Below are 20,068 nucleotides of genomic sequence, written 5' to 3'. Positions count from 1 at the left end.
GTAGGTTCCTGCCATCGAAGTTTGACTGGTGGGGTGCTGATGGTCTGGGGGAACGGTGGGGGCACCGGCGCTTTCGTACGGCGACGCCGCGTTATCGGCCTTTGAGCTGGACTTTTTCGATTCGGGAGTGCGTCGGCGGGAGCCGTTGGGGCGGGCCTGGAGTACACGGTTCGAGGTGGGAGAGCCCGTCCGCACCTTCCGCTGGGCAATGGATGCCGAGGGCTTCGCGGGGTGGTACTACTCGGTGACCGTGGGCGGCCATGTCGGCTACGAGTCGTGGCTGGAGCGAGACCGGCTGATCTTGCTGGACCGGGATCCGGACGTGGTCGGGATCGCCTCGCAGCCGTTCTGGCTGCACTGGCACGAGGGCAAACGCGTGCGCCGTCACGCTCCGGACTACTTCGTACGGCTCGCGGACGGCCGTGCCCGGGTAGTGGATGTCCGTGCCGGTGACCGAATGGACGAGGCGACGGCGGAGTTGTTCGCCGGGACCAGGGTGGCTTGCCGGGCGGTGGGCTGGGAGTTTTCCCACGTCGGGGTGCCCGATCCGGTGCTGATGGCCAACGTCCGGTGGCTGTCGCGCTATCGCAGGCGCCGCTGCGGCCGTCGCCGCGATGTCGCCGACCGGTTGACGGAGATCTTCGCGGAGCCGACTCCGTTGTTGGCTGGGGCCGCCCAGGCCGGGGACCGGCTGCTGGTGCTGCCGGTGTTGTTCCACCTGTTGTGGTCGGGGATTCTGGTCGCGGATCTGGAGAGCGGACTGCTCCAGACCGAGAGTCTGGTCTGGTCGGAGAGGCGGCTGCGTTGAGTACGTTGCGACGGCCGGCGGGCATCGCGGTCGGTTCCTGGGTCCGCTTCGGCGGTCAGGTCCGCGGGGTGGTCGCCGTGGCCACGAAGACGGTGACCCTGACCGACTCCGGCGGGGACCCTCACGAGGTGGCACTGGCCGACATGCTCGCGGAGGCCGACTTCACGGTGGTCGACAGCCCGGTTCGTATGCCGCTGCCGGCCGCGTCGCTGCTGGAGACGTTTCCCCCGCAGGTCGTCGAGAGGGCCCTGTGGTGGGAGGGGCACATCCTCGAAGTGCTGCACGGCTTGCCCCCGGATGCGGGTGAGGACGCGGTGCCGCGACCCGAGTACGGCCCGGACCGGTCACTGACTACCCGGCAGAAGGCCAAGGCCGCCGAGCTGACCTTGATGGGCCACAAGGTCTCGGCGAGTACGGTCGCGCACCGTCGCCGCCGCTACCAGGCCGAGGGAGTGTTGGGGCTGGCCGACCATCGGCCGGTCCGCAAGCAGGCCGAGTTCGGCTCGGTCGACGAGCGGATTGTCGCGGCCATGCGGCAGGCGATCGCCAAGGGGGTCGACGCCTCGACCCGCAACGGAGCGTTCATCCTCTGGAAGACCGGCGAGATCCTCAAGGAATCCCCGGAGGGGCGGGGTGTCGAGCTGCCCTCCGAGCGCACGCTCTACCGGCTGCTGGCCAAGCTGACCTCGGGCACCCACACCTTCGGAACGGCCGCCAACCGCCGCTCCAAGGCCCACGGGGCGACTGCGCCGTTCGGTGAACTGCCCGCCTTCGCGCCCGGCGAGGTCATGCAGATCGACTCAACCCCACTGGACGTGCTGGTCCTCCTGGACAACGGAGTGACGGGGAGAGTCGAACTCACCGCCATGATCGACGTGGCCACGAGGACGCTGACCGCGGCCGTGCTGCGGCCGAGCACCAAGGCTGTTGACGCCAGCGTCCTGCTGGCCCGCACCGTCACCCCCGAGCTGATGCGGCCGGGCTGGGTCGACGCGCTGAAGATGTCCCGCTCGGTGCTGCCGCACCGCAGGCTGCTGGACCTGGACGAGCGCCTGGCGCACGCCGCCGCACGTCCGGTGATCGTCCCGGAGATGATCGTCTGCGATCACGGGAAGGCGTTCATCTCCCGGAACTTCCAGTCGTCCTGCAGGTTCCTGGAGATCGACGTGCAGCCGACCCATAAGGCGGCGGGCTTCGAGAAGGGGCACATCGAGTCGACTCTCGGTTCCGTGGCCACGCTTTTCGCGCAGTTCCTGCCGGGATACACCGGCCGCTCCACCGACCATCGCGGACGGCATCTGGAATGCGAACGTCTTTGGTCCCTGTTGGAGTTGCAGGAGTACTTGGACGAGTGGATCGTCGCGAAGTGGCAAAATCGCAAACACGACGGTCTGCGTGACCCCTCGCATCCGGGGCGGCTGTTCACCCCGAACGAGAAGTACGCCACGCTGGTCGAGATCTGCGGCTACGTTCCGGTCGCGCTCAGCGGGGACGACTACGTCGAACTGCTGCCCGCGGACTGGCGGGTGGTCAACGACTACGGCATCCGGATCAAGAACCGCACCTACGACAGCCCGGAGCTCGGCCCGATGCGCCGTCGGCACTCCGGCGTCCAGGCCAAGCGGGGCCTTTGGGAGATCCACCGCGACCCCTACGACGTCTCCCGGATCTGGGTACGCGACCACCGCGGCGACAACTCGTGGGTCCAGGCCACCTGGAAACACCTGAACCGGGCCCCGGTGCCCTTCGGTGACCTGGCCTGGGACCACGTCAGCCACCAGCTGCCCGGCGCCACCGAGACCGAGATCGCCGACGCGGTCGCCGACCTGCTCACCCGAGCCCACGCCGGTCCGGAACCCGCGGACAGGCCGGCGAAGCCGGTCAGGTCCAGCAAGCGGGACCGGCGGGTGACCGCCCGCACCAAGGCCGCCGGACCCTCGGTCCCCACTCCTCGCCCCGAACCTGCACCGCACCCCTCCACCAACGAGCCGGATGAGTCGGCCGAGGCGGAGGAGACGCTGGCCGAGGTGATCCCGCTGGGCCTGTTCGATCCGCGCGAAGACCCCTGGAGACGCACGTGATGCTGCCGGATACCACGACCGAGGACACCGGGCGGCACCTGACCACGCTGACCGGCTGGCGCCAGTTCGCCGTTGACCCCCCAGAGCCTCCGGCGCTGCTGACCGCGGCCGAGTACGCCGCGCTGTCCGCGCCGGACAAGTACCTCTACGACGAGGCCCGCCTCGATCATCACGCCCGTCTGCTGGTGGTGGCCACCTCCACCGTCCGGCACACCGTCGCCACCGGCCGCCGCCTGGTCGTCCTCAACCGGCACGCGATCAGCGCACGCCGCGGGCTGATCGTCTCCGGGCCCGCCGGGACCGGGAAGACGATCGCGATCACCCAGCTCGGTCTCGCGCATGAACTCCTCGACCGGTCCCGCCATCCGCACGCCCAGGACCGGATCCCGGTCCTCTACATCACCGTCCCGCCCGCCGCGACGGCCCGCATGATCGCGGCCGAGTTCGCCCGCTTCCTCGGGCTGCCCGTGAGGCCCCGGTTCAACATCACCGACATCATCGAGGCCGTCGTCGGCGTCTGCACGGACGCCCGCAGCGGCCTGGTTTTGGTCGACGAGCTCCACAACATCTCGTTGACCAGCCGCAACGGCGCTGAAGTCGCCGACACCCTGAAGTACTTCTCGGAGCGGATACCGGCGACGTTCATCTACGCGGGCATCGACATCGAGGGCAGCACGCTGCTGTCCGGCACCCGCGGCGCACAGATCGCCGGACGCTTCACCCTCATCCCCACCCACCCCTTCCCCTACAACCGGGAATGGAAGGGCCTGGCCGCGCAGATGGAAGACACCCTGCTGCTGCACCAGCACTCGGCCGGCAGCCTGGCCGCGCTCGACCGCTACCTCCACGACCGCACAGGCGGCATGATCGGCGCCCTGTCCCACCTCGTCCGCGGCGCCGCGATCGACGCGATCCTCACCGGCACCGAGAAGATCACCCAGAACGGACTGGAAGCAATACCTCTGGACTTCGCAGCCCAAGAACCCAAGACCCGCAAGCCCGGGGCGGCCCGGTGAACCTCAACCTCGCCCCCGACCCCTCGGTGACCCGGCTGCCCGTCCAGATCCGTCCCCTCCCGCGCGAAGGCACCGAATCCTTCATCGTCCGCCTCGCCCACGCCAACCACCTCAAGGCCGCCTACCTGCGGGACTACCTCTGCGAACCGCCCCACCACAAAGGCGCCCCCAGCTTCAGCCGTCTCGGCGCCGCGACCGGCCGGGACCCCTCCGCCCTCCGGGACACCCTGGAAGGAACCCGCGGCACCTGCGGTGAGTGCGACGCGCCGCTGCCCGCGACCAAGCCCGGCGCCCGCAGCCCCCGACAGCACTGCTCCGCCCGCTGCCGTCAGCGGGCCCACCGCAGACGCCACCGCACGGACCAGGCCCCTCACCCACAGCCACTGGCCTGCGAGTTCTGTGCGAGACCCATCGCCTCGACAGCACAGGGAGAAGCCCGCCGTTGGTGTTCATCCCGTTGCCGCCACCGGGCACACCTCCAACTCCCCGACGAGCCCGCCGTCGCTGTGCTGGTGCCTGTCCTCTCCGAGGCGCGGCCCACGGCCGGCTGCCAGCACTGCGGGACTCCCATCGACCCCGGACGGACAGGAGCCCGCCGCTACTGCTCCGCCGCCTGCCGCCAGAGGGCCTTCCGGCGGCGCAAGAACGTACGGAATAACGTCCCCGCCCGCGACAGCCTGATCAGTTCATGACCGATCCACGAACAGGTGCGGTCTCCTTGCGGCCCACCCGGCTTGCCCGCCTGCCCATCCAGGTGAAACCCCGCCTCGGCGAAGGGACAGCATCCTTCATCCGCCGCCTCGCCCTCGCGAACCACCTGCCCCACAAATACCTGCTCAGGATCCTTTGCCGCCCCGGCAGTCACGGAGCCCTGGACCTCGACCTCCTGGCCCAGGTCACCGGACGATCCGTCACCGACCTGCGGCGAACGCTTCCAGACGCCCCGGGGCGCGTCGAGACAGACCCCGATCGGCGCTGCATCTTCTCCACGGCGCTCGACGGCCGGATCACCGACTCCTCGGTCAGGCTCAACCTCGTCACGTTGTTGTTCGACGCTTTCCAGGACGGAGTCCACCGGCACCAGCTCACCGCCCGCTACGGACTCGACCGACGCATCGTCCGCATCGCCCTCCAGCACCAGAAACCACGCGAACCCATGCGCCGCACCCCCGACCCCATCGCGCTTCTGGCCTCGCTCGACGATCACAACCTGACCATGCTGAACAACATGCTCAGCCGGTGATTTCAGGCCGGTTGACCAGACGCGGCAGCAGAGGCCGTTGTCCGCCGTGGGTTGAGCTTCTCCATGACACGGTCACGGAGAAGCTCGTACTCCTCACGGAGCCTGCGCCACTCGGTTACGGGTGGGCGGGGAATGACGATGCCTCCGGTGACGGACTCGTCCGGCCCAAACTGTTCGCGGGTGAGGTCGATCTCAATGCCCATGCCCAGGCGGTTCCACCAGTGGTAGTCCACGCGCTCTCCGTTGACGTGGACCTCTCCCCGGATCAGCTCGCCTCCCAGCAGGTCATTGAGCACCATGGCGGTCACCCCGCACTGGTCGCGGGCCGGGTTGTCCTTGGTCCAGCGTGATCGGAACTCAGGGGTGCACGTCTCGGCACTCCAGCTGCTGCGAACGGCTCGTTCGATGTCGGCGAGAAGCAACGGTGTCATGCCGGTGATCCTGCCAGCGAGCACTGACAACGGCCGGACCTGATGTGGTCAAACTTCGATGACAAAGGGTCAATCTTCGCTGTCAGAGGTCACGCGACTCCAGGCGGCCATGCCCGAGCGGGCCAGCACCGCGAAACCGTGCCGCCATCCACCGCCGTGACCGTGAACGACCGCGGACCGCAGCCGCTCGTACTCCTCCGAGGTCCTTGTCCCGCCGTCCGCCTCAGCGGTCGGCGCCTCGTATGTTCTCCTCCTGGCCGTGGGCCCGGGCCTCGCGCCTGCGGGCCAGGGCCCGCTCGACGGACCGCGGGTGCACGGTGATCCCGAACGACTCGGCCACCACGACCGCCAAGGCCGGCGCCTTCAGCCCGGGGTTGGTCTCCAGCAGGGCCTCGAGGTGTTCCATGACCGGCCCGGTCAGCTTGCTGGGGCCCTTCGGGCCGGGCTTGCCCGGCGCCAGAGCCGCCGGGCCGCCCGCGTCCAGCGCGGCGGCGATCGCATAGAAAGACTGCCGGCAGAACCCGAACGCGGGCGCCGCCCGCGCCACGGGCACCTTGTCCACCCGCACCCGGCGCACCATCTCGTACTTGACCTGCACCAGATCGTACGGATCCAGGAACGGCGAGTTGATGAACGCCTCGTCCACCACCTGCTCGGGCCGCGGGTTGAGCGTCCGGGACTCCTCCAGGGCCCGCACCTTCGCCGGATCGACCACCCTCGTCGCCATGCCCGCCTCCTCTCCCGATGCCTGTCACCAGGATTCCGGCGCCACCGGGCCCGGCCAACCCCCAGGCCGATACCACGAGGAGTGAAAGAAGCAGGCCAGCGCATACCCCGGCGAAGAACGCGCCCCCATCCGGACCGGCGAGCTCCCCGAGCCACGGCACGAACACCACGACGCTCACGACGTGATCTCCCCGACACCCCGCAGCCGGTCGATCAACCCGGCCAGCTCCACCAGATCCTGCGTCCGGAACGGACACGAACCCTCGGCGGCGACCACGAACGCGTCCACCGGCGCCACCGACGTCCACTCCGTCGGGATCTTCGACCGGCCGCCCACCTCGTCGAAGTAGTACACCCGGTCCCCACGCCAGCACTGCCGACGCTCGATGAACTCCAACTCCAGCCCCGCCAGGGGATGGAACGGATGCGTCACCCGCACCCGCCCCTGACCTCCGTCTCCAGAGTCGGGATCACTTGCAGTTGACGGATCACGCCAACCCCTACAGCGAGGCCCATTTCAAGACCACCAAGTACATGTCCGACTACCCCGAGCGGTTCGATTCCCTGGCCCACGCCCGTGATTGGTTCGACGCGTTCATCGCGTACTACAACCACGAGCACCGGCACTCGGGCATTGGATGGCACACGCCCGCCAGCGTCCACTTCGGCACCGCCGAGGAGGTCCGCGACCAGAGAGCCGTCACGCTCGCCGAAGCGTTCGCCCGCCACCCCGAACGCTTCGGTCGCCGCCCCACACCGCCCGAGATACCCCAGCAAGCGTGGATCAACGACCCCGCCAAGCGCAGGGAAACCACACCACAGATCTCATAGCCACACAAACGTCTCACTGGACTTGAAATCCACCGTTCCGCACGCAGGCCGATTGACAACTTCTCCAGTATGCGTCGGTACACATCGCAGTGGACGACGATGCGCAAGTGGCAGACACGCGTAACGTCCCAGTGTCGCATTCTGGACGAGGAGGTCCGTCCGCGCGTCACCGACTCCGGGTTGCCCTGGCTGGCGCAGAACAGGGCATCTGATGTGCGGCAGGCCGCCAGGTGGCTCTTTATGGAGGGTCGTAACCCCTGGAAGCCGCGAGCTCAGCAAACGGACGACGGCAGAGACGGGGCAACCATGGCCGCGATGAACTATTTCCGGCTCTCCTGTCGCATCCGTGGTTCGTTGACCAGGGCTGATACGCAGAACACGCCGTACCCGGGGTACGTTTCGACTGCTGAAGGTACGAAACGAATAAACCTGGATACGGCGTGCAAAGTAAGAGGATATGGGTTCGGTTGCTCGGTGTCGAAAAGACGCTGATCGAGCAGGTCGAGGCCGAGGAGGCAGACCCCGAGGGCGGTGTCCGGGGTGAGCTGGTGATCGTGGCGCATGTCCGACCGGCGAAGGGCCACAGGGAGCGGTGCGGGATCTGTCGGCGCAAGGTGGCGAAGTACGACGCTGGTGAGGGACGCCGCCGCTGGCGGGCCCTGGACCTGGGCGTCATCCAGGCATTCCTCGAGGCCGACGCGCCCCGGGTCTCCTGCCCCGAGCACGGCATAGTGGTCGCCTCGGTTCCCTGGGCGAGGCACGGCGCCGGACATACCCTGGCGTTCGACGCGCAGGTGGCCTGGCTGGCGACCTGCTGTTCCAAGACGTCCGTCACCCAGCTCATGCGGACCGGTTGGCGCACGGTGGGCAACATCGTCGCCCGGGTCTGGGCGGACGTCGAGAAGTCGGTGGACCTGTTCGCCGGGCTACGACGGATCGGTATTGACGAGATCAGCTACAAGAAGCGCCACAAGTACCTGACCGTCGTGGTGGATCACGACTCCGGGCGTCTGGTCCGGGCTGAGGCCGGCCGGGACAAGGCCACCCTGCGTAAGTTCTTCGACGCCCTGGGGAACGAGCGCGCCGCGAAGCTCACCCACGTGTCCGCGGATGCGGCCGACTGGATCTCCACGGTGGTCGCCGAGCGCTGCCCGCAGGCGGTACGGGTGATGGACCCGTTTCACGTCGTTCAGTGGACCACCGACGCCCTGGACGTCGTGCGCCGTCAGGTGTGGAACGCCGAGCGCGGAGGCAAGGGCAGATCCACCCGAGGCTCGAAGTCCCTGAAGAAGGCCCGCTTCGCGCTGTGGAAGAACCCCGAGGACCTCACGGCCGGGCAGCGGGCCCAACTGCTCTTCATCGCCAACGCTCACCCGCTGCTCCACCGGGCGTACTTGCTCAAGGAAGGTCTGCGCACCGCCCTCAAACAGGGCCCCGACACCACCGGGGCGCTGTGGGACTGGGTGCTCTGGGCCCGCCGCTCACGAATAGCCGCCTTCGTCGAGCTGCAGCGCAGCATCGTCAGACACTTCGACGCCATCACCGCCGCCGCCGAGCACGGGCTGAGCAACGGCCTGGTCGAGTCCATGAACACCAAAATCCGACTGATCACCCGCATCGCCTTCGGCTTCAAGGACCCCAAGTCCCTCATCGCCCTCGCGATGCTCAGCCTCGGCGGCCACCGACCCCAGCTACCAGGCCGTCAACTCACGAACTGACCACCCACGGAAGCGACAGGAGAGCCCTATTTCCTTGATGACCTGATCGGGCTATGCGCTGGAGCTGAAGCCCTTGCATCTCTCTACCGTGCGTAACGGGTAACGGGCGAAGGCAACACGGCCAGAATTGACTCAGAATCTGTTTGGCCGGATGTCCTGCGTCCCCTGGCCGGCTGCCGCGGCATTGGCCAGCGGCGCGCCAGGCTGTGCTGCGCCGGTACGACTTTCCCCTCGGCCGGGTGACGACACAGCGGTTCGGCGCAGGCCGGGGGTTCGCAGTCGGTACCGAAAGCGCATGATCACCAAGACGGTGCAGGGCTTCGCCGCCGCTGCACTCACTGTCCTGCCGTTGCTCGCCGCCACTCCGGCCCACGCCCGCGCCGACGTGCTAACGCTCGCGGACGGGATTCAGTAGCTGCCGCTCGCCGCCGAGTCCCGTGACGGCTACCAGCGCACCAGCTTCAAGCACTGTCTCGCTGCACCTGGCCTTGGATCATGCCTCGGCGGCGGTCGACTGGCGGCTGTTCCTGCCTGAGACCTGGGCGCCCGGGTCCGCGAAGGCCGACCCGGACAAGGTCGCCCGACGCACCGCGTGCCAGATCCCCGACGATATCGGGCATGTGGAGAAGTGGCAGCTCGCACTCGACATGCTGGATGCGACCCGCTCGTGGGGGATCGAGGTGCCGCTGGCCATCGCGGACGCCGGATACGGCGATGCGGCTGCATTCCGCCTCGGCCTGCAGACCCGCGGCCTCAACTACGTCGTGGGCATCTCCACCACGTTGTCGGCTCAGCCCGGCGAAGCCGTGCCAATCACCGAGCCATACAGCGGGAACGGACGTCCGCCCGAGCGGGAGCGGTCATGACGCCATCTTGAACGTCCCGATGCAAGCAGTGTTGCTGTCCACTACGTGATGGCTCTGAACGTACAGTCGACGGGTTCCGGTTGGTGATCAAAGTGAAGGAATGGACAAAGGGAGTTCCATCGTTGGGGAACTCCGAGAAGCTGGAACGCACAAGTGCACAAGCCCGGCTGACGGAGTGACAGGGAAGAGGGGCGGCCGGTGGCGTGGCTGACGAGGATCACGGCGGATGAGCAGGTCGAGTACCGGCTGCGGGAGCAGGCCGGGTGCTCGGTAGCGGAGGCGCCAGCCGCCGAGACCGTTGTGCTGAAGGGGGCCGGGGACGAGGCGGTCGACCACCGGCTGCGGACCGAGGGCGACGCCGTGCTCGTGTGGATTGGCACGGGCCTGTCGACGGTCGGTCTGGTCGATGGGGCGGTGCTGGACGAGGAGGGCAAGGACGCCGCCCGCCGGTTGATGAACGGGTGTCACCCGGCGACTGGGGCCCGGCTGATCCGCTCGCGCACGTCGGCCCGCGCGCACGAGAAAGCGAAGCTGACCACCGCCCGGTTGACCGAGGCGATCGAGGCAGCGGCCGCGAAGCGGGAGGTGGAGCCCGCCGACCTGCTGGAGGGCAAGCCCAAGCAGCAGAAGGTCCTCGCCACCCAGCAGCGGATGGTGCACCGGCTCGGTGAGATGCACCGGATACAGGTCGGCACCCTACACAAGCTGGCCCGGGCCGCCGGCATCGACCTGGCCGACGTCTACGGCGAGAGCGAGCTGGCGGAGGCGTGGGCGCACAAGGATGTGCGGGTCGATGACCGGGTCCGCGGCTGGGACCTGGTCCTGGATCTCCCCAAGTCCGACAGCGTGCTGCAGGGCTTAATGGGCAGCCCGGACGAACGGGAGCTACGCGGCCTGGTCCACCAGGCCAAGCGGGACATGTTTGCCCAGCTCGAATCGTGGGTCGGGTACGCGGTCGGCAGCGAGGACGGGCAGCCGGTAAGGATCGCGACCGGCGGGTTGATGGCCTGGTCGGTCGAGCACCAGGCGGCCCGGCCGATGGGCGACGGACAGCCTGGTGACCCGCACCTGCACCTGCACGTCACGATCCCCAATATGGCGTTGTGCGAGGACGGGCAGTGGCGGTCGATCGCGAACTCGGGTCAGGACCTGCACCGGCACGCCTCCGCCCTCGATGGGTTATTCAAGGCGCGGGTGCGTGCGCTGATGTACCAGCGGTTCGGGGTACGGCGTGAGCAGAATGAGCGGACCGGCGCCTGGGAGATCGTCGGGATCCCCGAGCACGTGCGCGATGAGTTCTCGCGCCGGGCCGCCCTGGTCGACGCGATGGCCGGGGCCGGCGCCAGCCGGGAGGAGAAAGCCGCGGTCTCGCTGCAGACCAAGCGAGCCAAGCACGCGGTCGACGCCACGACGATGCGGGACAGCTGGCGTCAGCGGGCCGAGGACCTCGGTGTTGACGTCGACGCGATGGTCTCGGCCGCGGCCCCCAGACCACCCGGACCAGGCGACGGCCCGGGCATCGAGGGTCCCGGCAACGGCCCGCGAACCCCGCCGCCCTCCGACCTCGCCGCGATCGTGTTCGACCCCGACACCGGCCTCACACGGTCGGAGAAGTCGTTCAGCCGCGCCCAGCTCCTTGCCGCGTTGGCGAACGCGTTGGAGTACGGCATCGACGACGGGCCGGGGCGGCTGGACGAGCTCGCCGACCAGGTCCTGGCCGTGGAGGGCTACGCGGTGCCGGTGCCAGCCTTCGGCTCCACCGTGATGTCGTCCACCGCCCGCTACACCACCCAGGACATCCTCGATGCAGAGGACGTCGTCACCCGCCAGGTCCTGGCCCGGGTCGACCAGGGCACCGCAGTCCTGAGCCCGGACGAGGCCGAGCGGGCGATCACCACCTACCAGCGCGCCGTTGGATACGAGCTGTCCGGTCAGCAGCGCGAGGCGGTCATCCGGCTGCTGACCGCCGGGCACGGCATCGACACGGTGGTCGGCATCGCCGGGGCGGGCAAGTCGACGTTGATGGAGGCGTGCCGGATCGGCTGGGACGCTGCCGGCACCACGTATGCGGGCGCCTGCCTGAGCGCGGTCGCCGCCCAGAACTTGGCCAGCGCCTCCGCGATCCCGTCGCGCACGGTCGCGGCCTGGCTGGAGCGGATCACCAGAGGCAAGGGCCTCGCCGGCATCGACGTCCTGGTCCTCGATGAGGCGACGATGGTCGACGACCGGTCCGCGGCCCTGCTGATGACCGAGGCCGCCCGCACCGGTACCAAAATCGTCGGGATCGGCGACCACCTACAGCTCCAGGCGATCGGGGTGGGCGGCTGGTTCCGCGAGGCGCACCGCCTGGTCCACGGGCTCACCCTCACCGAGAACTACCGTCAGGAGGACGCTGCCGAGCGCCAGGCGCTGGAGGTGTGGCGGACCGGCGACCACGAGCAGGCCCTGAACCTGCTCGCCGCCGGCGGCCGGGTCCACGCCGCCAGCAGCGCGGACGAGGCCCGCTCGCAGATCCTCACCGCGTGGGACGAGCTGCGCGGCCGCTGGCCCGACATGCACGACCTGATCGCGGGCATGGTCGTCCTCGCCGCCCGCAACACGGACGTCGATGTCCTCAACGCCGGGGCCCAGCAGATCCGCCGCGCCGCCGGTGAGCTCGGTGCCGAGCACACCTTCGCGCTGCCCGGCGGTCATCAACTCACCCTCGCGGTCGGCGACGCTGTACGGGTCCGCGCCAACGACTACCGTGCCCGCCGCGGGCAGGGCCCGGACCTTCTCAACGGCTACCGCGCCGTAGTCACCGCGATCGATGACGAGCGCCGGGTCCAGATCAGCTGGCGGCTCAAGGGCCGCAGCGGGAAACCGCGAGAGGAGTCGGCCTGGCTGAGCCCCGATCAGATTGCCTCCGGGGCCTTGTCGCTCGGCTACGCGATGACGATCGCCGCGAGCCAGGGCATGACCGTGGACACCTCCCTGATGTACGGGCACGGAGCGAACGCCTTCGCGACCTACCCGGGCATCACCCGGGCCCGATCCGAGAACCATCTGTGGCTACCGCTGGCGGTGCTGGAGGACGAGACGACGCAGGCACGCCTGGGAGCTGCCCGCAGCGAGAAGGAGCTCCTGCAGCGCGCCATCCGGGCCTTCGCCCACTACTTGGGACAGTCGCGGCCTGACGGCATGATCTCCGACCTGCTGCGCGAGCCGCCCGCCCCGGCCGTGCTGCCCGTGCAGGCCACCCAGGAGCGGCCCGTCGTCCACGGGCCGCCTGCCGAACGGGCTCCCGCAGCAGGAGCGGTGCCGCCCTCTGTCGAACAGGCGGAACGGGAACAGGCCCACCGGGCGCCGGTACCCCGCGAGCAGCCGGTGCCCGAACACGCCGTGGATCACGAGACAGTGCCGGAGCTGAGCGAGGACCGGCAGCAGCAGCCGACTGAGTTTCAGCGCCAGCGCGCGATGCGGGCGATCCCCTCGTGGACGGACCGCCCCTACGGCACGACGTCCGACGCCGACCTGCACTGGAAGCCCGGCGACGTCCTGCAGCGGGCTGAGACCTGCGACGAGGGTGCCCTGCAGGATGGTGAGAAAGCCCGGGCCCTGGCCGAGCGGCTCACCCAGGAAAAGGCCCAGGGACAGACCAAGGGCCAGCGCCGCGCCGCCGACGCCATCGTGCTACTGGACCATGCGGACAACCATCTCCGCACCGCCCGCGAGGAACTCGGCAAGGCGGCGCTCGCCCAGGCCGCGGTGAGCGAAGCTAGCACCGCACTGGAACGGCTGGAGGCCAACAACAGCAAGGGCCGCCTTGCGCTCTGGCTGGCCAGCACCTCGAAGAAGGAACACCAGGAACTGACCGAGCGCTACCGCGTCCAGCGCGCCGCAGGATGGAGCGAGGACAGCCGGGCCACGTCCGCGGCGAACACCGCCCAGACCGAGGCGTGGGAGACCATCCGCAGCAGCGAGTTCGCCGACATCTTCCGGGAGATGGGCGCCACCCAGCCCGCACCCCGCAACATCGACAACGCTGCCCGAAAGCTTGCTGCCATGCGGGCCCACGTGCCCGCGTTCGCGCAGCGCGTCGACACGAACGACCTCATGCAGCTTGCGCGCCTGCACGGCCAGATCACCAAGTACCGGAACTCAGCAGCGATCTACCGGGAAAATGCCGCGCTGATGGTCGAGGAGCAAGCGCTGCGCCGGACCATCGCAGAGAAGTACGGCGAGCTGCACACCGCAGAGACCAGAGGCAGGCACCTCCACGAGCAGCAGCAGGCCGCCGCATCCGTACGGCACGAGCCCGGCTACCGGCCGTCGGCACAGAGCCGCTCCGGACCGTCCCGAGGGCTATGACACTTCCAGCTCCGTGGAAAGGCACCTCATGCTGAGTGCGGAGAAGGCCGACGAAGGCGAACGCTGGGAATACTCCGCCACCGACAGCATCGGTCTCTGACATCAGCAACCGGCCCCCGGGAGAGCACTCGTCCCCCGGGGCTACCGTGTGCCCGGCCGCTGTCCTGGGCCGAGCACTTCCCTGTAGCGCGGAATAGGTGATGGGTTAGTCGAGGGACTGCAACCTCTTGAGGGTCCGCTGGGCGACGGCCGCCTCTGGGCCGTGGATGTCGGTGACGGCGGCGAGGAGTTCGTTGCCGAGCCTGCGCGCGTCATGGGCCGGGACCGTGCGCCAGAGGCCGTAGACGCGTCGGGTGGCTTCCTCGGTGTCGGGGTGACCAGGGCCTTGGATCGTGGCCCGCAGGCGCGCGGTGTGCAGGTACCATCCCAGCGCGGTGGCGTGATCATCCATCAGGTGAGCAATGTGTCCCCGGACTTCCCGGATGTGGACGGTGTTCAGGTGCTCGACGCCACACTCGGCGGCAATTTCGATATCGAGCTGGTAGGCCATCCATGCGGCGTCCTGCAACTCGCCGCCGGTGGCCGCAGCGGCGACGGCGGCCAGGCGCTCGCGCAGCACTTCCGGAATCTGGGCCTGAGGGCCGGTCTGCGCGGCGGGGGCGAGTGCCGGGGCACCCCAGAATGCCGGAGTCACGGTGCCCCAGGGGCGGAACAGCTCTTCGTGCTCGTGCAAGGCGTTACGCCCTTCGGTTGTGCGGGTCACCAATTCACCACCCGGCGGACTTCGGTGATTCGGGTCATGGCGCTCGTGGAGTTGCGCCAGCTGCTGTACGAGACGATCCGGGTCCGCACGCCGGTGCGGGGCGCCTCGATGATCTTGCCGTCGCCGATGTACATACCGACGTGCCCCGGGCGCGCGTCCGATCCGTCGCTGCCCGGATTGAACACCAGGTCCCCAGGCTTGGGGTCGTCGATACTGACCCGGTCGCCGATGTTGACCTGGTCGTAGGTGACCCGGGGGATGGCGACCCCGGCGGCCCGGTAGGCCTGCTGCATCAGAGACGAGCAGTCGCACCAGCGGGCAGACCTCTGGCCGTGGGCATTGGTGCAGTCGCCACCGAGGTGGTACCAGCCGCCCCTCTGCTGCAGTGCCCAGGCCACCGCGGTGCGGACCTTGGGCGGTGTTCCGGCGGACAGAGTGTATCCGGCAGGCAGTTCCACCTCCTCGCTGGACACGGGGGCGGTGAACTGCCGGGCGGAAGCCATGATGATCTGGACGTAGTTGTATGTCTGGCCTTTGGCGAACTGCTCGTCCGGAACGCCCTGGTACTGGTCGACGCGGCCCCAGCCAGCGTTGTAGCCGGCGAGCGCGAGTTCGAGGGGTGAGCCGTTGTACTGGGGGTGTGCCTTGCCCTTCTTGAGCAGGCTGCACATGAACTTCCCCTGCCCGGCGATGGCGTCCGCGGGTTCCCAGACGCTCTTGGTCCCGTTGTCGTTTCCGTCCACGGCCCACGTCGGCCAGGTATCCGGCATGAACTGGGCGATGCCCTGCGCACCGACGTCGGGAGACTCAGCACTCGGGTTGAAGTTCGATTCCTGTTTCAGCTGGGCAGCCAGGATCGACGGCGGCAGCCCTTGGTCACAGTCCGCCGAGGCATTGAGGACCATCGACGCGTACTCGCCTGGGACGCCTCCCGTGCCGATCCTGAGGCTGCCCGCTGTCGGCTCCACGCTGCCCCCGGCCCTGTCGTCGTCGAACGTCGCGATGAGCAGCACGATTCCCATGCCGAACGCGACCGGTGTCATGACCGCCCCGCCGACGGCAACGGCTAGCCATCGCTTGACGCGCACAGTCCCCCTAGACCTGCACTCTAGATTTGCGTAAAAGAATCCTGCTGCGTGGTCTGTTCTACTGAGAACCGGCCGCGCTCGGTTCGGGTGATGATGCGTAACACTATGCCATCACAGCTCTATGTGACGCAGATTGACAATATGTTTAGTTGTTACGCGCATCAAAGCGATATGGTTCCGAGGTGCTTGTGAACGATGGACGGCGCGCTAGATTAGCCATCGCAAAGAATCGAATCTGCTGTGTGGGGGCAAGGGTGGGCAAATGGGAAGGCGCGCTGATGGCGCTACCTGCCGGATCCCGTCTGGTGCTGCCGGTGATGGCAGCGACCGGGGGCAGCGGGCGCTCCACCGTGGCCGATCTGCTCGCCGGAGCGATGACGGTGACCGGGACCGGCACGGTCGTGCTGGACACCGCACCGCGCCTGTCCTCGCCCTGGCCCTCGTGGACGGTCGGGCAGGAGGCCGGAGGCCTGGCTGTGCTCCCGCCCGACCGGCCGCTGACCCGATCCGAGGTCCAGTCCGCGGCCGCCTGGCGGCCGGCCGGGCGGGGCGCGGGCTGGCAGGTGCTGACCGACAGACGTGACTGGCACAGTCCGCCGCTCGCGCTTCCGCAGTACCCTGCCGCCTGGCTCCAGCTGGCTGCCATCGGCGGATGGCAGGCCGTCATCGCCGACACCACACACCCCGTCGCCCACGACATCCTTGACGCACGCTGCGCCGGGCGGATCGGACAGACCCGGGCCTGGTGCGAACTCCCCTACGCGGTACCGGTGCTGTGCGCGGCCGCCACCGCCAGCGGCGTCCAGGCCCTGCAGCAGGCCGTGATGGCACTGCACGCCGACGGTATGCCGCTGCAGCGCACGGTGGCCGTACTCGTTGCACAGACCGACGGACGGCTGCCCGCCGTCGTCCGGGCAGGCGCGACGATGCTGACCTCCCGCACCGCCGCCGTGGTGCACCTCCCGCACGACCCGCACATCCGCACCCATGGGCTGCGGACGGCATGCCGGCTGCGCTCACGCACCCGGCAGGCCGCCCACTCGCTCGCCCAGGCAGTCCTGACAGTGGCCGGCGCCACCTGGGGCATGCCGCTTCCCGAAGCGCCGTGCCCCGCGCCGCTCGCCGTCGTTTCCCCCGCTTCCAGACCACTTTGACGAGGTGTCGGCTATGACCTTGATGACCATCCTGCACACCTTGGCCACCGACCCGGACCTGCACGTACTCGCCGACGGTAAGGGCCCGATTGTCCCGAAATACAGCCCGGAGCTTCCCGACGCGGTGAACACCCAGGTCAAGACGATCCTGTCCTGGACGGCCGGGCTCGGTCTCGCAGCATCCGTAGGCGGCGGACTGTTGGGATGGCTCCTGGTGGCGGTGGGCCACAACAGCGAACGCGCACAGCTGGCCGCCCGCGGCAAGCAGTCCGTGCTGTGGAGCTTGTTCGGGGCCGGAGGTATCGGTGTGACCAGCAGCCTCGTCCTCGCGTTCTACAACATGGCGAAGTGAGGCGGCGGCAGATGGACACCCACGACCGTGGCGCCCGGAAGGCCAGACTCACTCTCGCCGGGCTCGCCGTACTCGCCGCTGTAGGACTGATTGCCAGCGGAGTCGCGGCCTACTCCCTTCTCGGAAACGACGATTCAGCGAAGGGAACGGCAGGCCACACGGCGACCGCGAAACCAGGCCCGTCCGGCTCTGGCGCAGATTCGAATGGGCAGGCGATGACGCCGGAGAAGAAGGACAAGCTGCTTCTCTCCGTACCCACTGGCCAAAAGGACGGCGTCTCGACCGGCTTCCCCCACACCGCCCGGGGCGCCGTCTCAGCTGCGGTCTACTTCTGGGAGGAGTACGCCTGGCTGGATGATCAGAAGGCCCGTCAACAGCTAGAGGCCGTTGTCTCACCTGACGCCACCGGCTACATCGACGAGCAGATCTCCGAGATCCGCAAAGGACGCGAGGCCGCCAATCTCCCGACCTCCGGTGGTACGCCCGCTGGTCTCACCATCAGCACCACCGTCGAGGCCGCGCGTCCGACGTCCATCACACTGCCAGGCGCGACCCGGGGTGACGTAGTACAGGTGTGGATGTCCTTCGATCGCTACGCAACCACGCCCGAGAAAGCAACTGACGACGATCCGATCAAGGGCGACACAGCCGACCTGATCGTCAAGTGGCAGAACGGAGCGTGGAAACTCACCAACGAACCTCAGTACTGGCAAAAGCGGTCCTTCCCCGTCGCCTACGACCCGGACTCGCCATACGCCAGCCGGGACGGGTGGGTGCAGGTGCGGCATGCGGACTGACCACGTCACACAAACCGCGCGCGCTCTGACGCTGCTGTTCTGCTTCAGCCTCGGCGGGCTAGGCGCACATGCTGCCCTCGCTGCGGACGACCCGTTTGCGACGCACAAAGACTACGGACCCCCCAAACCCCCACCCAAAGAATGGGACGCCGACGTCGGCCTGGACAGCAAGAACCACTACTGCCTGCTGTACAAGGACGACGACTGCAGCCCGGCCGATGCGGGGGAGATCCCTAACCCGGGCGTGACCGGTGACATCTGTGAAGGCGCCGACGGACGTGGCGCCGCCAACTGCAGCAAAGAAGAGCGCCTGGCGTACGAGAAGCGGCGCTTGGAGAAGTGGCGCAAGGACTACAAGGACAAGTCCGACGACCCGAACTACGAGAAGCTGAACAAGTTCATCGCCGCCTGCATCGACAAGGGCGGAGCCTTCGAGGACTGCAAGCAGGACGCCTCGTACAAGTACCCGCCCAAGGCGAAGACCCCGTTCACGTGGGTGGCCGGGAAGATCTCGGAGATGGCCTCGAACGCTCTGAAGGAGGCCGCCCGCTACATCGGCAAGGCCGTGGTGTGGCTGCTGGAGGAGTTCGCGAAGGTCTTCAACGAATCGTCCACTATCGATCTGGCCAAGACCGGCATCGGCAAGCCGAAGGGGATCATGACGGTCCTCTCCCTGCTGATCGCGACGTTCTTGCTGCTGCTGCAGTTCGGGAAGGTGGCGATCAGTCAGCGAGGCGAGCCAGCGGCGACCGCCGTGACAGGGCTGGCGAAGTGGGGGATCATCTCGTCGGTCTACGTGATCGCCACGCAGACCGCTCTGACCTGGTCGGATGCCATTTCCACCTGGATCATTAACTACAGCTTCCACGGCGGCGGATCGGGCGCGGGCGATGCGACCAAGGCGATGCAGCAGCAGCTGGGCACCCTGTTCGGCGGGCTGATTACCGGCGGAGGCGGCGCGGCGACCGTGGGCACGGCACTCATTACCGGTGAGAGCGTGGCGGCCGCGGCGGTCGGCGTGATCATCGTGGTCGGCGTCGTGTGCATCCTGGCGATCGCCGCGCTGTGGATCGAGGTGCTGCTGCGGCAGGCCGGAATCATGATCCTGGTGGCGACCATGCCCGTGGTGCTGGCCGGGCAGATGTCCGACGCGACGCAGGAATGGTGGCCCAAGGCCAGGAACGCGCTGATCGCGCTGATTCTGATGAAGCCGATGATCGTGCTCTGCTTCGCGATCGGGTTCGGTGCCATGTCCGAGGGCGACGGCGTGCAGAACATGTTCGTCGGTCTTGTCATCTTTATCCTGGCCTGCTTCGCGTGGCCCGTCCTGGCGAAGTTCATGACGTTCTCCACCGTCGGCGGCGGCAGCGCGATCGCGTCCGGACTCATGAGCTCGATTGGCTCGTCCGCCGCATCGATGAGCGGCGGCTACCGGCCCGAGATGGGCGGAGCCGGGGCGGTCGGCGGCGGCAGCGCCTACACCCGAGCCTTGGAGCAGGACACCGCCCAGACCTCAGCCAGCGGCTCCAATGCCATGCAGAGCGCGGGCAGCGGCACCGGGGCGGGGAGCGCGAGCGGGCGGACCTTCGGGCGCCGGGTCATGGGCACGGTCGGCCTGCCCCTGCAGGTCCTCGCCGCGGGCAAGGACACACTCGAGTCCGGCATGGCGAGCACCGCGGGCCACGCCGGTCTCGACCACGGTGCGGCTGGCGGCCGTCACGTCGTCATCGCGCAGCGGCGCCATTCCGCCTCCGCCGGACAGCCGCAGGAAGCGGACGACAGTTCCCCGCTACAGATCCCACGGCAGCCGGTGCAGCCTCCCAGCCCTCCGACTCAGGGATAGC

The 20,068-nt window shown here is 68.5% G+C and carries 17 protein-coding genes and 1 pseudogene; 13 read left to right on the top strand and 5 right to left on the bottom strand.

Annotated features, from left to right (window positions below):
- Positions 1 to 55: 55 nt before the first annotated feature.
- From OG395_RS04745 to OG395_RS04725, 5 genes are read left to right on the top strand one after another with little or no spacing between them, the layout of a single operon-like run.
- Positions 56 to 808 (top strand): TnsA-like heteromeric transposase endonuclease subunit, encoded by a 753-nt coding sequence (locus tag OG395_RS04745; protein WP_442818512.1) that lies wholly within the window; start codon positions 56 to 58, stop codon positions 806 to 808.
- Positions 805 to 2,889: a Mu transposase C-terminal domain-containing protein gene (locus OG395_RS04740; RefSeq protein ID WP_327241737.1), complete on the top strand. Its 2,085-nt coding sequence runs from the start codon at positions 805 to 807 to the stop codon at positions 2,887 to 2,889. The genes OG395_RS04745 and OG395_RS04740 overlap by 4 nt, the downstream gene beginning before the upstream one ends.
- Positions 2,889 to 3,905, top strand: coding sequence for an ATP-binding protein (locus tag OG395_RS04735; RefSeq protein ID WP_327249251.1), 1,017 nt, complete (start codon positions 2,889 to 2,891; stop codon positions 3,903 to 3,905). Before OG395_RS04740 ends, OG395_RS04735 begins: the two co-directional genes overlap by 1 nt.
- A complete protein-coding gene (locus OG395_RS04730) occupies positions 3,902 to 4,597 on the top strand; it encodes a TniQ family protein (protein ID WP_327241736.1) in 696 nt (231 codons plus the stop codon). The genes OG395_RS04735 and OG395_RS04730 overlap by 4 nt, the downstream gene beginning before the upstream one ends.
- A complete protein-coding gene (locus OG395_RS04725; protein ID WP_327241735.1) occupies positions 4,594 to 5,148 on the top strand; it encodes a hypothetical protein in 555 nt (184 codons plus the stop codon). Before OG395_RS04730 ends, OG395_RS04725 begins: the two co-directional genes overlap by 4 nt.
- 2 nt (positions 5,149 to 5,150) lie before the next feature.
- On the opposite strand, the gene OG395_RS04720 is transcribed toward OG395_RS04725, so the two are convergent.
- The 3 genes from OG395_RS04720 to OG395_RS04710 form a co-directional block, all read right to left on the bottom strand.
- Complete coding sequence (locus OG395_RS04720; RefSeq protein ID WP_327241734.1) at positions 5,151 to 5,579, bottom strand: YunG family protein; 429 nt, start codon at positions 5,577 to 5,579, stop codon at positions 5,151 to 5,153.
- A 223-nt stretch (positions 5,580 to 5,802) separates the two neighbouring features.
- On the bottom strand, positions 5,803 to 6,306 hold the full coding sequence (locus OG395_RS04715) for a helix-turn-helix domain-containing protein (protein ID WP_266977828.1): 504 nt from the start codon (positions 6,304 to 6,306) through the stop codon (positions 5,803 to 5,805).
- Positions 6,307 to 6,480: 174 nt separating this feature from the next.
- Positions 6,481 to 6,738 carry a DUF5372 family protein gene (locus OG395_RS04710; protein WP_266977827.1) on the bottom strand — a complete coding sequence of 86 codons (258 nt, stop codon included), beginning with the start codon at positions 6,736 to 6,738 and terminating at the stop codon, positions 6,481 to 6,483.
- Between the two features lie 47 nt (positions 6,739 to 6,785).
- Between OG395_RS04710 and OG395_RS04705 the strand changes: the two genes are divergently transcribed.
- The 4 genes and pseudogenes from OG395_RS04705 to mobF all read left to right on the top strand — a co-directional run bounded on the left by OG395_RS04705 (position 6,786) and on the right by mobF (position 14,070).
- Positions 6,786 to 7,136 carry an integrase core domain-containing protein gene (locus OG395_RS04705; RefSeq protein WP_327241733.1) on the top strand — a complete coding sequence of 117 codons (351 nt, stop codon included), beginning with the start codon at positions 6,786 to 6,788 and terminating at the stop codon, positions 7,134 to 7,136.
- Positions 7,137 to 7,576: 440 nt separating this feature from the next.
- Positions 7,577 to 8,854, top strand: coding sequence for an ISL3 family transposase (locus OG395_RS04700; protein ID WP_327241732.1), 1,278 nt, complete (start codon positions 7,577 to 7,579; stop codon positions 8,852 to 8,854).
- A 470-nt stretch (positions 8,855 to 9,324) separates the two neighbouring features.
- Positions 9,325 to 9,702: pseudogene (locus tag OG395_RS04695) on the top strand (transposase); the annotation flags it as partial.
- 216 nt (positions 9,703 to 9,918) lie between these two features.
- Positions 9,919 to 14,070 (top strand): MobF family relaxase, encoded by a 4,152-nt coding sequence (mobF, locus tag OG395_RS04690; RefSeq protein ID WP_327241731.1) that lies wholly within the window; start codon positions 9,919 to 9,921, stop codon positions 14,068 to 14,070.
- Between the two features lie 205 nt (positions 14,071 to 14,275).
- Here the strand turns inward: mobF and OG395_RS04685 are convergent, their stop codons facing one another.
- Entirely contained in the window at positions 14,276 to 14,833 is a 558-nt protein-coding gene (locus OG395_RS04685; protein WP_327241730.1) for a hypothetical protein, read from the bottom strand.
- A complete protein-coding gene (locus tag OG395_RS04680) occupies positions 14,830 to 15,876 on the bottom strand; it encodes a C40 family peptidase (RefSeq protein WP_327241729.1) in 1,047 nt (348 codons plus the stop codon). Before OG395_RS04680 ends, OG395_RS04685 begins: the two co-directional genes overlap by 4 nt.
- Before the next feature lie 299 nt (positions 15,877 to 16,175).
- Between OG395_RS04680 and OG395_RS04675 the strand changes: the two genes are divergently transcribed.
- The 4 genes from OG395_RS04675 to OG395_RS04660 all read left to right on the top strand — a co-directional run bounded on the left by OG395_RS04675 (position 16,176) and on the right by OG395_RS04660 (position 20,067).
- The gene (locus tag OG395_RS04675) at positions 16,176 to 17,075 is read left to right on the top strand and encodes a hypothetical protein (protein WP_327241728.1); all 900 of its coding nucleotides are present in this window, start codon (positions 16,176 to 16,178) and stop codon (positions 17,073 to 17,075) included.
- A gap of 13 nt (positions 17,076 to 17,088) precedes the next feature.
- Entirely contained in the window at positions 17,089 to 17,427 is a 339-nt protein-coding gene (locus OG395_RS04670) for a hypothetical protein (protein WP_327241727.1), read from the top strand.
- A gap of 215 nt (positions 17,428 to 17,642) precedes the next feature.
- On the top strand, positions 17,643 to 18,224 hold the full coding sequence (locus tag OG395_RS04665; protein ID WP_326791558.1) for a hypothetical protein: 582 nt from the start codon (positions 17,643 to 17,645) through the stop codon (positions 18,222 to 18,224).
- Positions 18,214 to 20,067: a hypothetical protein gene (locus OG395_RS04660; protein WP_327241726.1), complete on the top strand. Its 1,854-nt coding sequence runs from the start codon at positions 18,214 to 18,216 to the stop codon at positions 20,065 to 20,067. The genes OG395_RS04665 and OG395_RS04660 overlap by 11 nt, the downstream gene beginning before the upstream one ends.
- Position 20,068: the final 1 nt, after the last annotated feature.

The sequence above is a fragment of the Streptomyces sp. NBC_01320 genome (assembly GCF_035974375.1).
In the GTDB taxonomy this organism is placed as follows: domain Bacteria; phylum Actinomycetota; class Actinomycetes; order Streptomycetales; family Streptomycetaceae; genus Streptomyces; species Streptomyces yanii.
The sequence above is the reverse complement of the archived record's forward strand: the minus strand, read 5'-3'. Positions and strand labels throughout refer to the sequence as shown.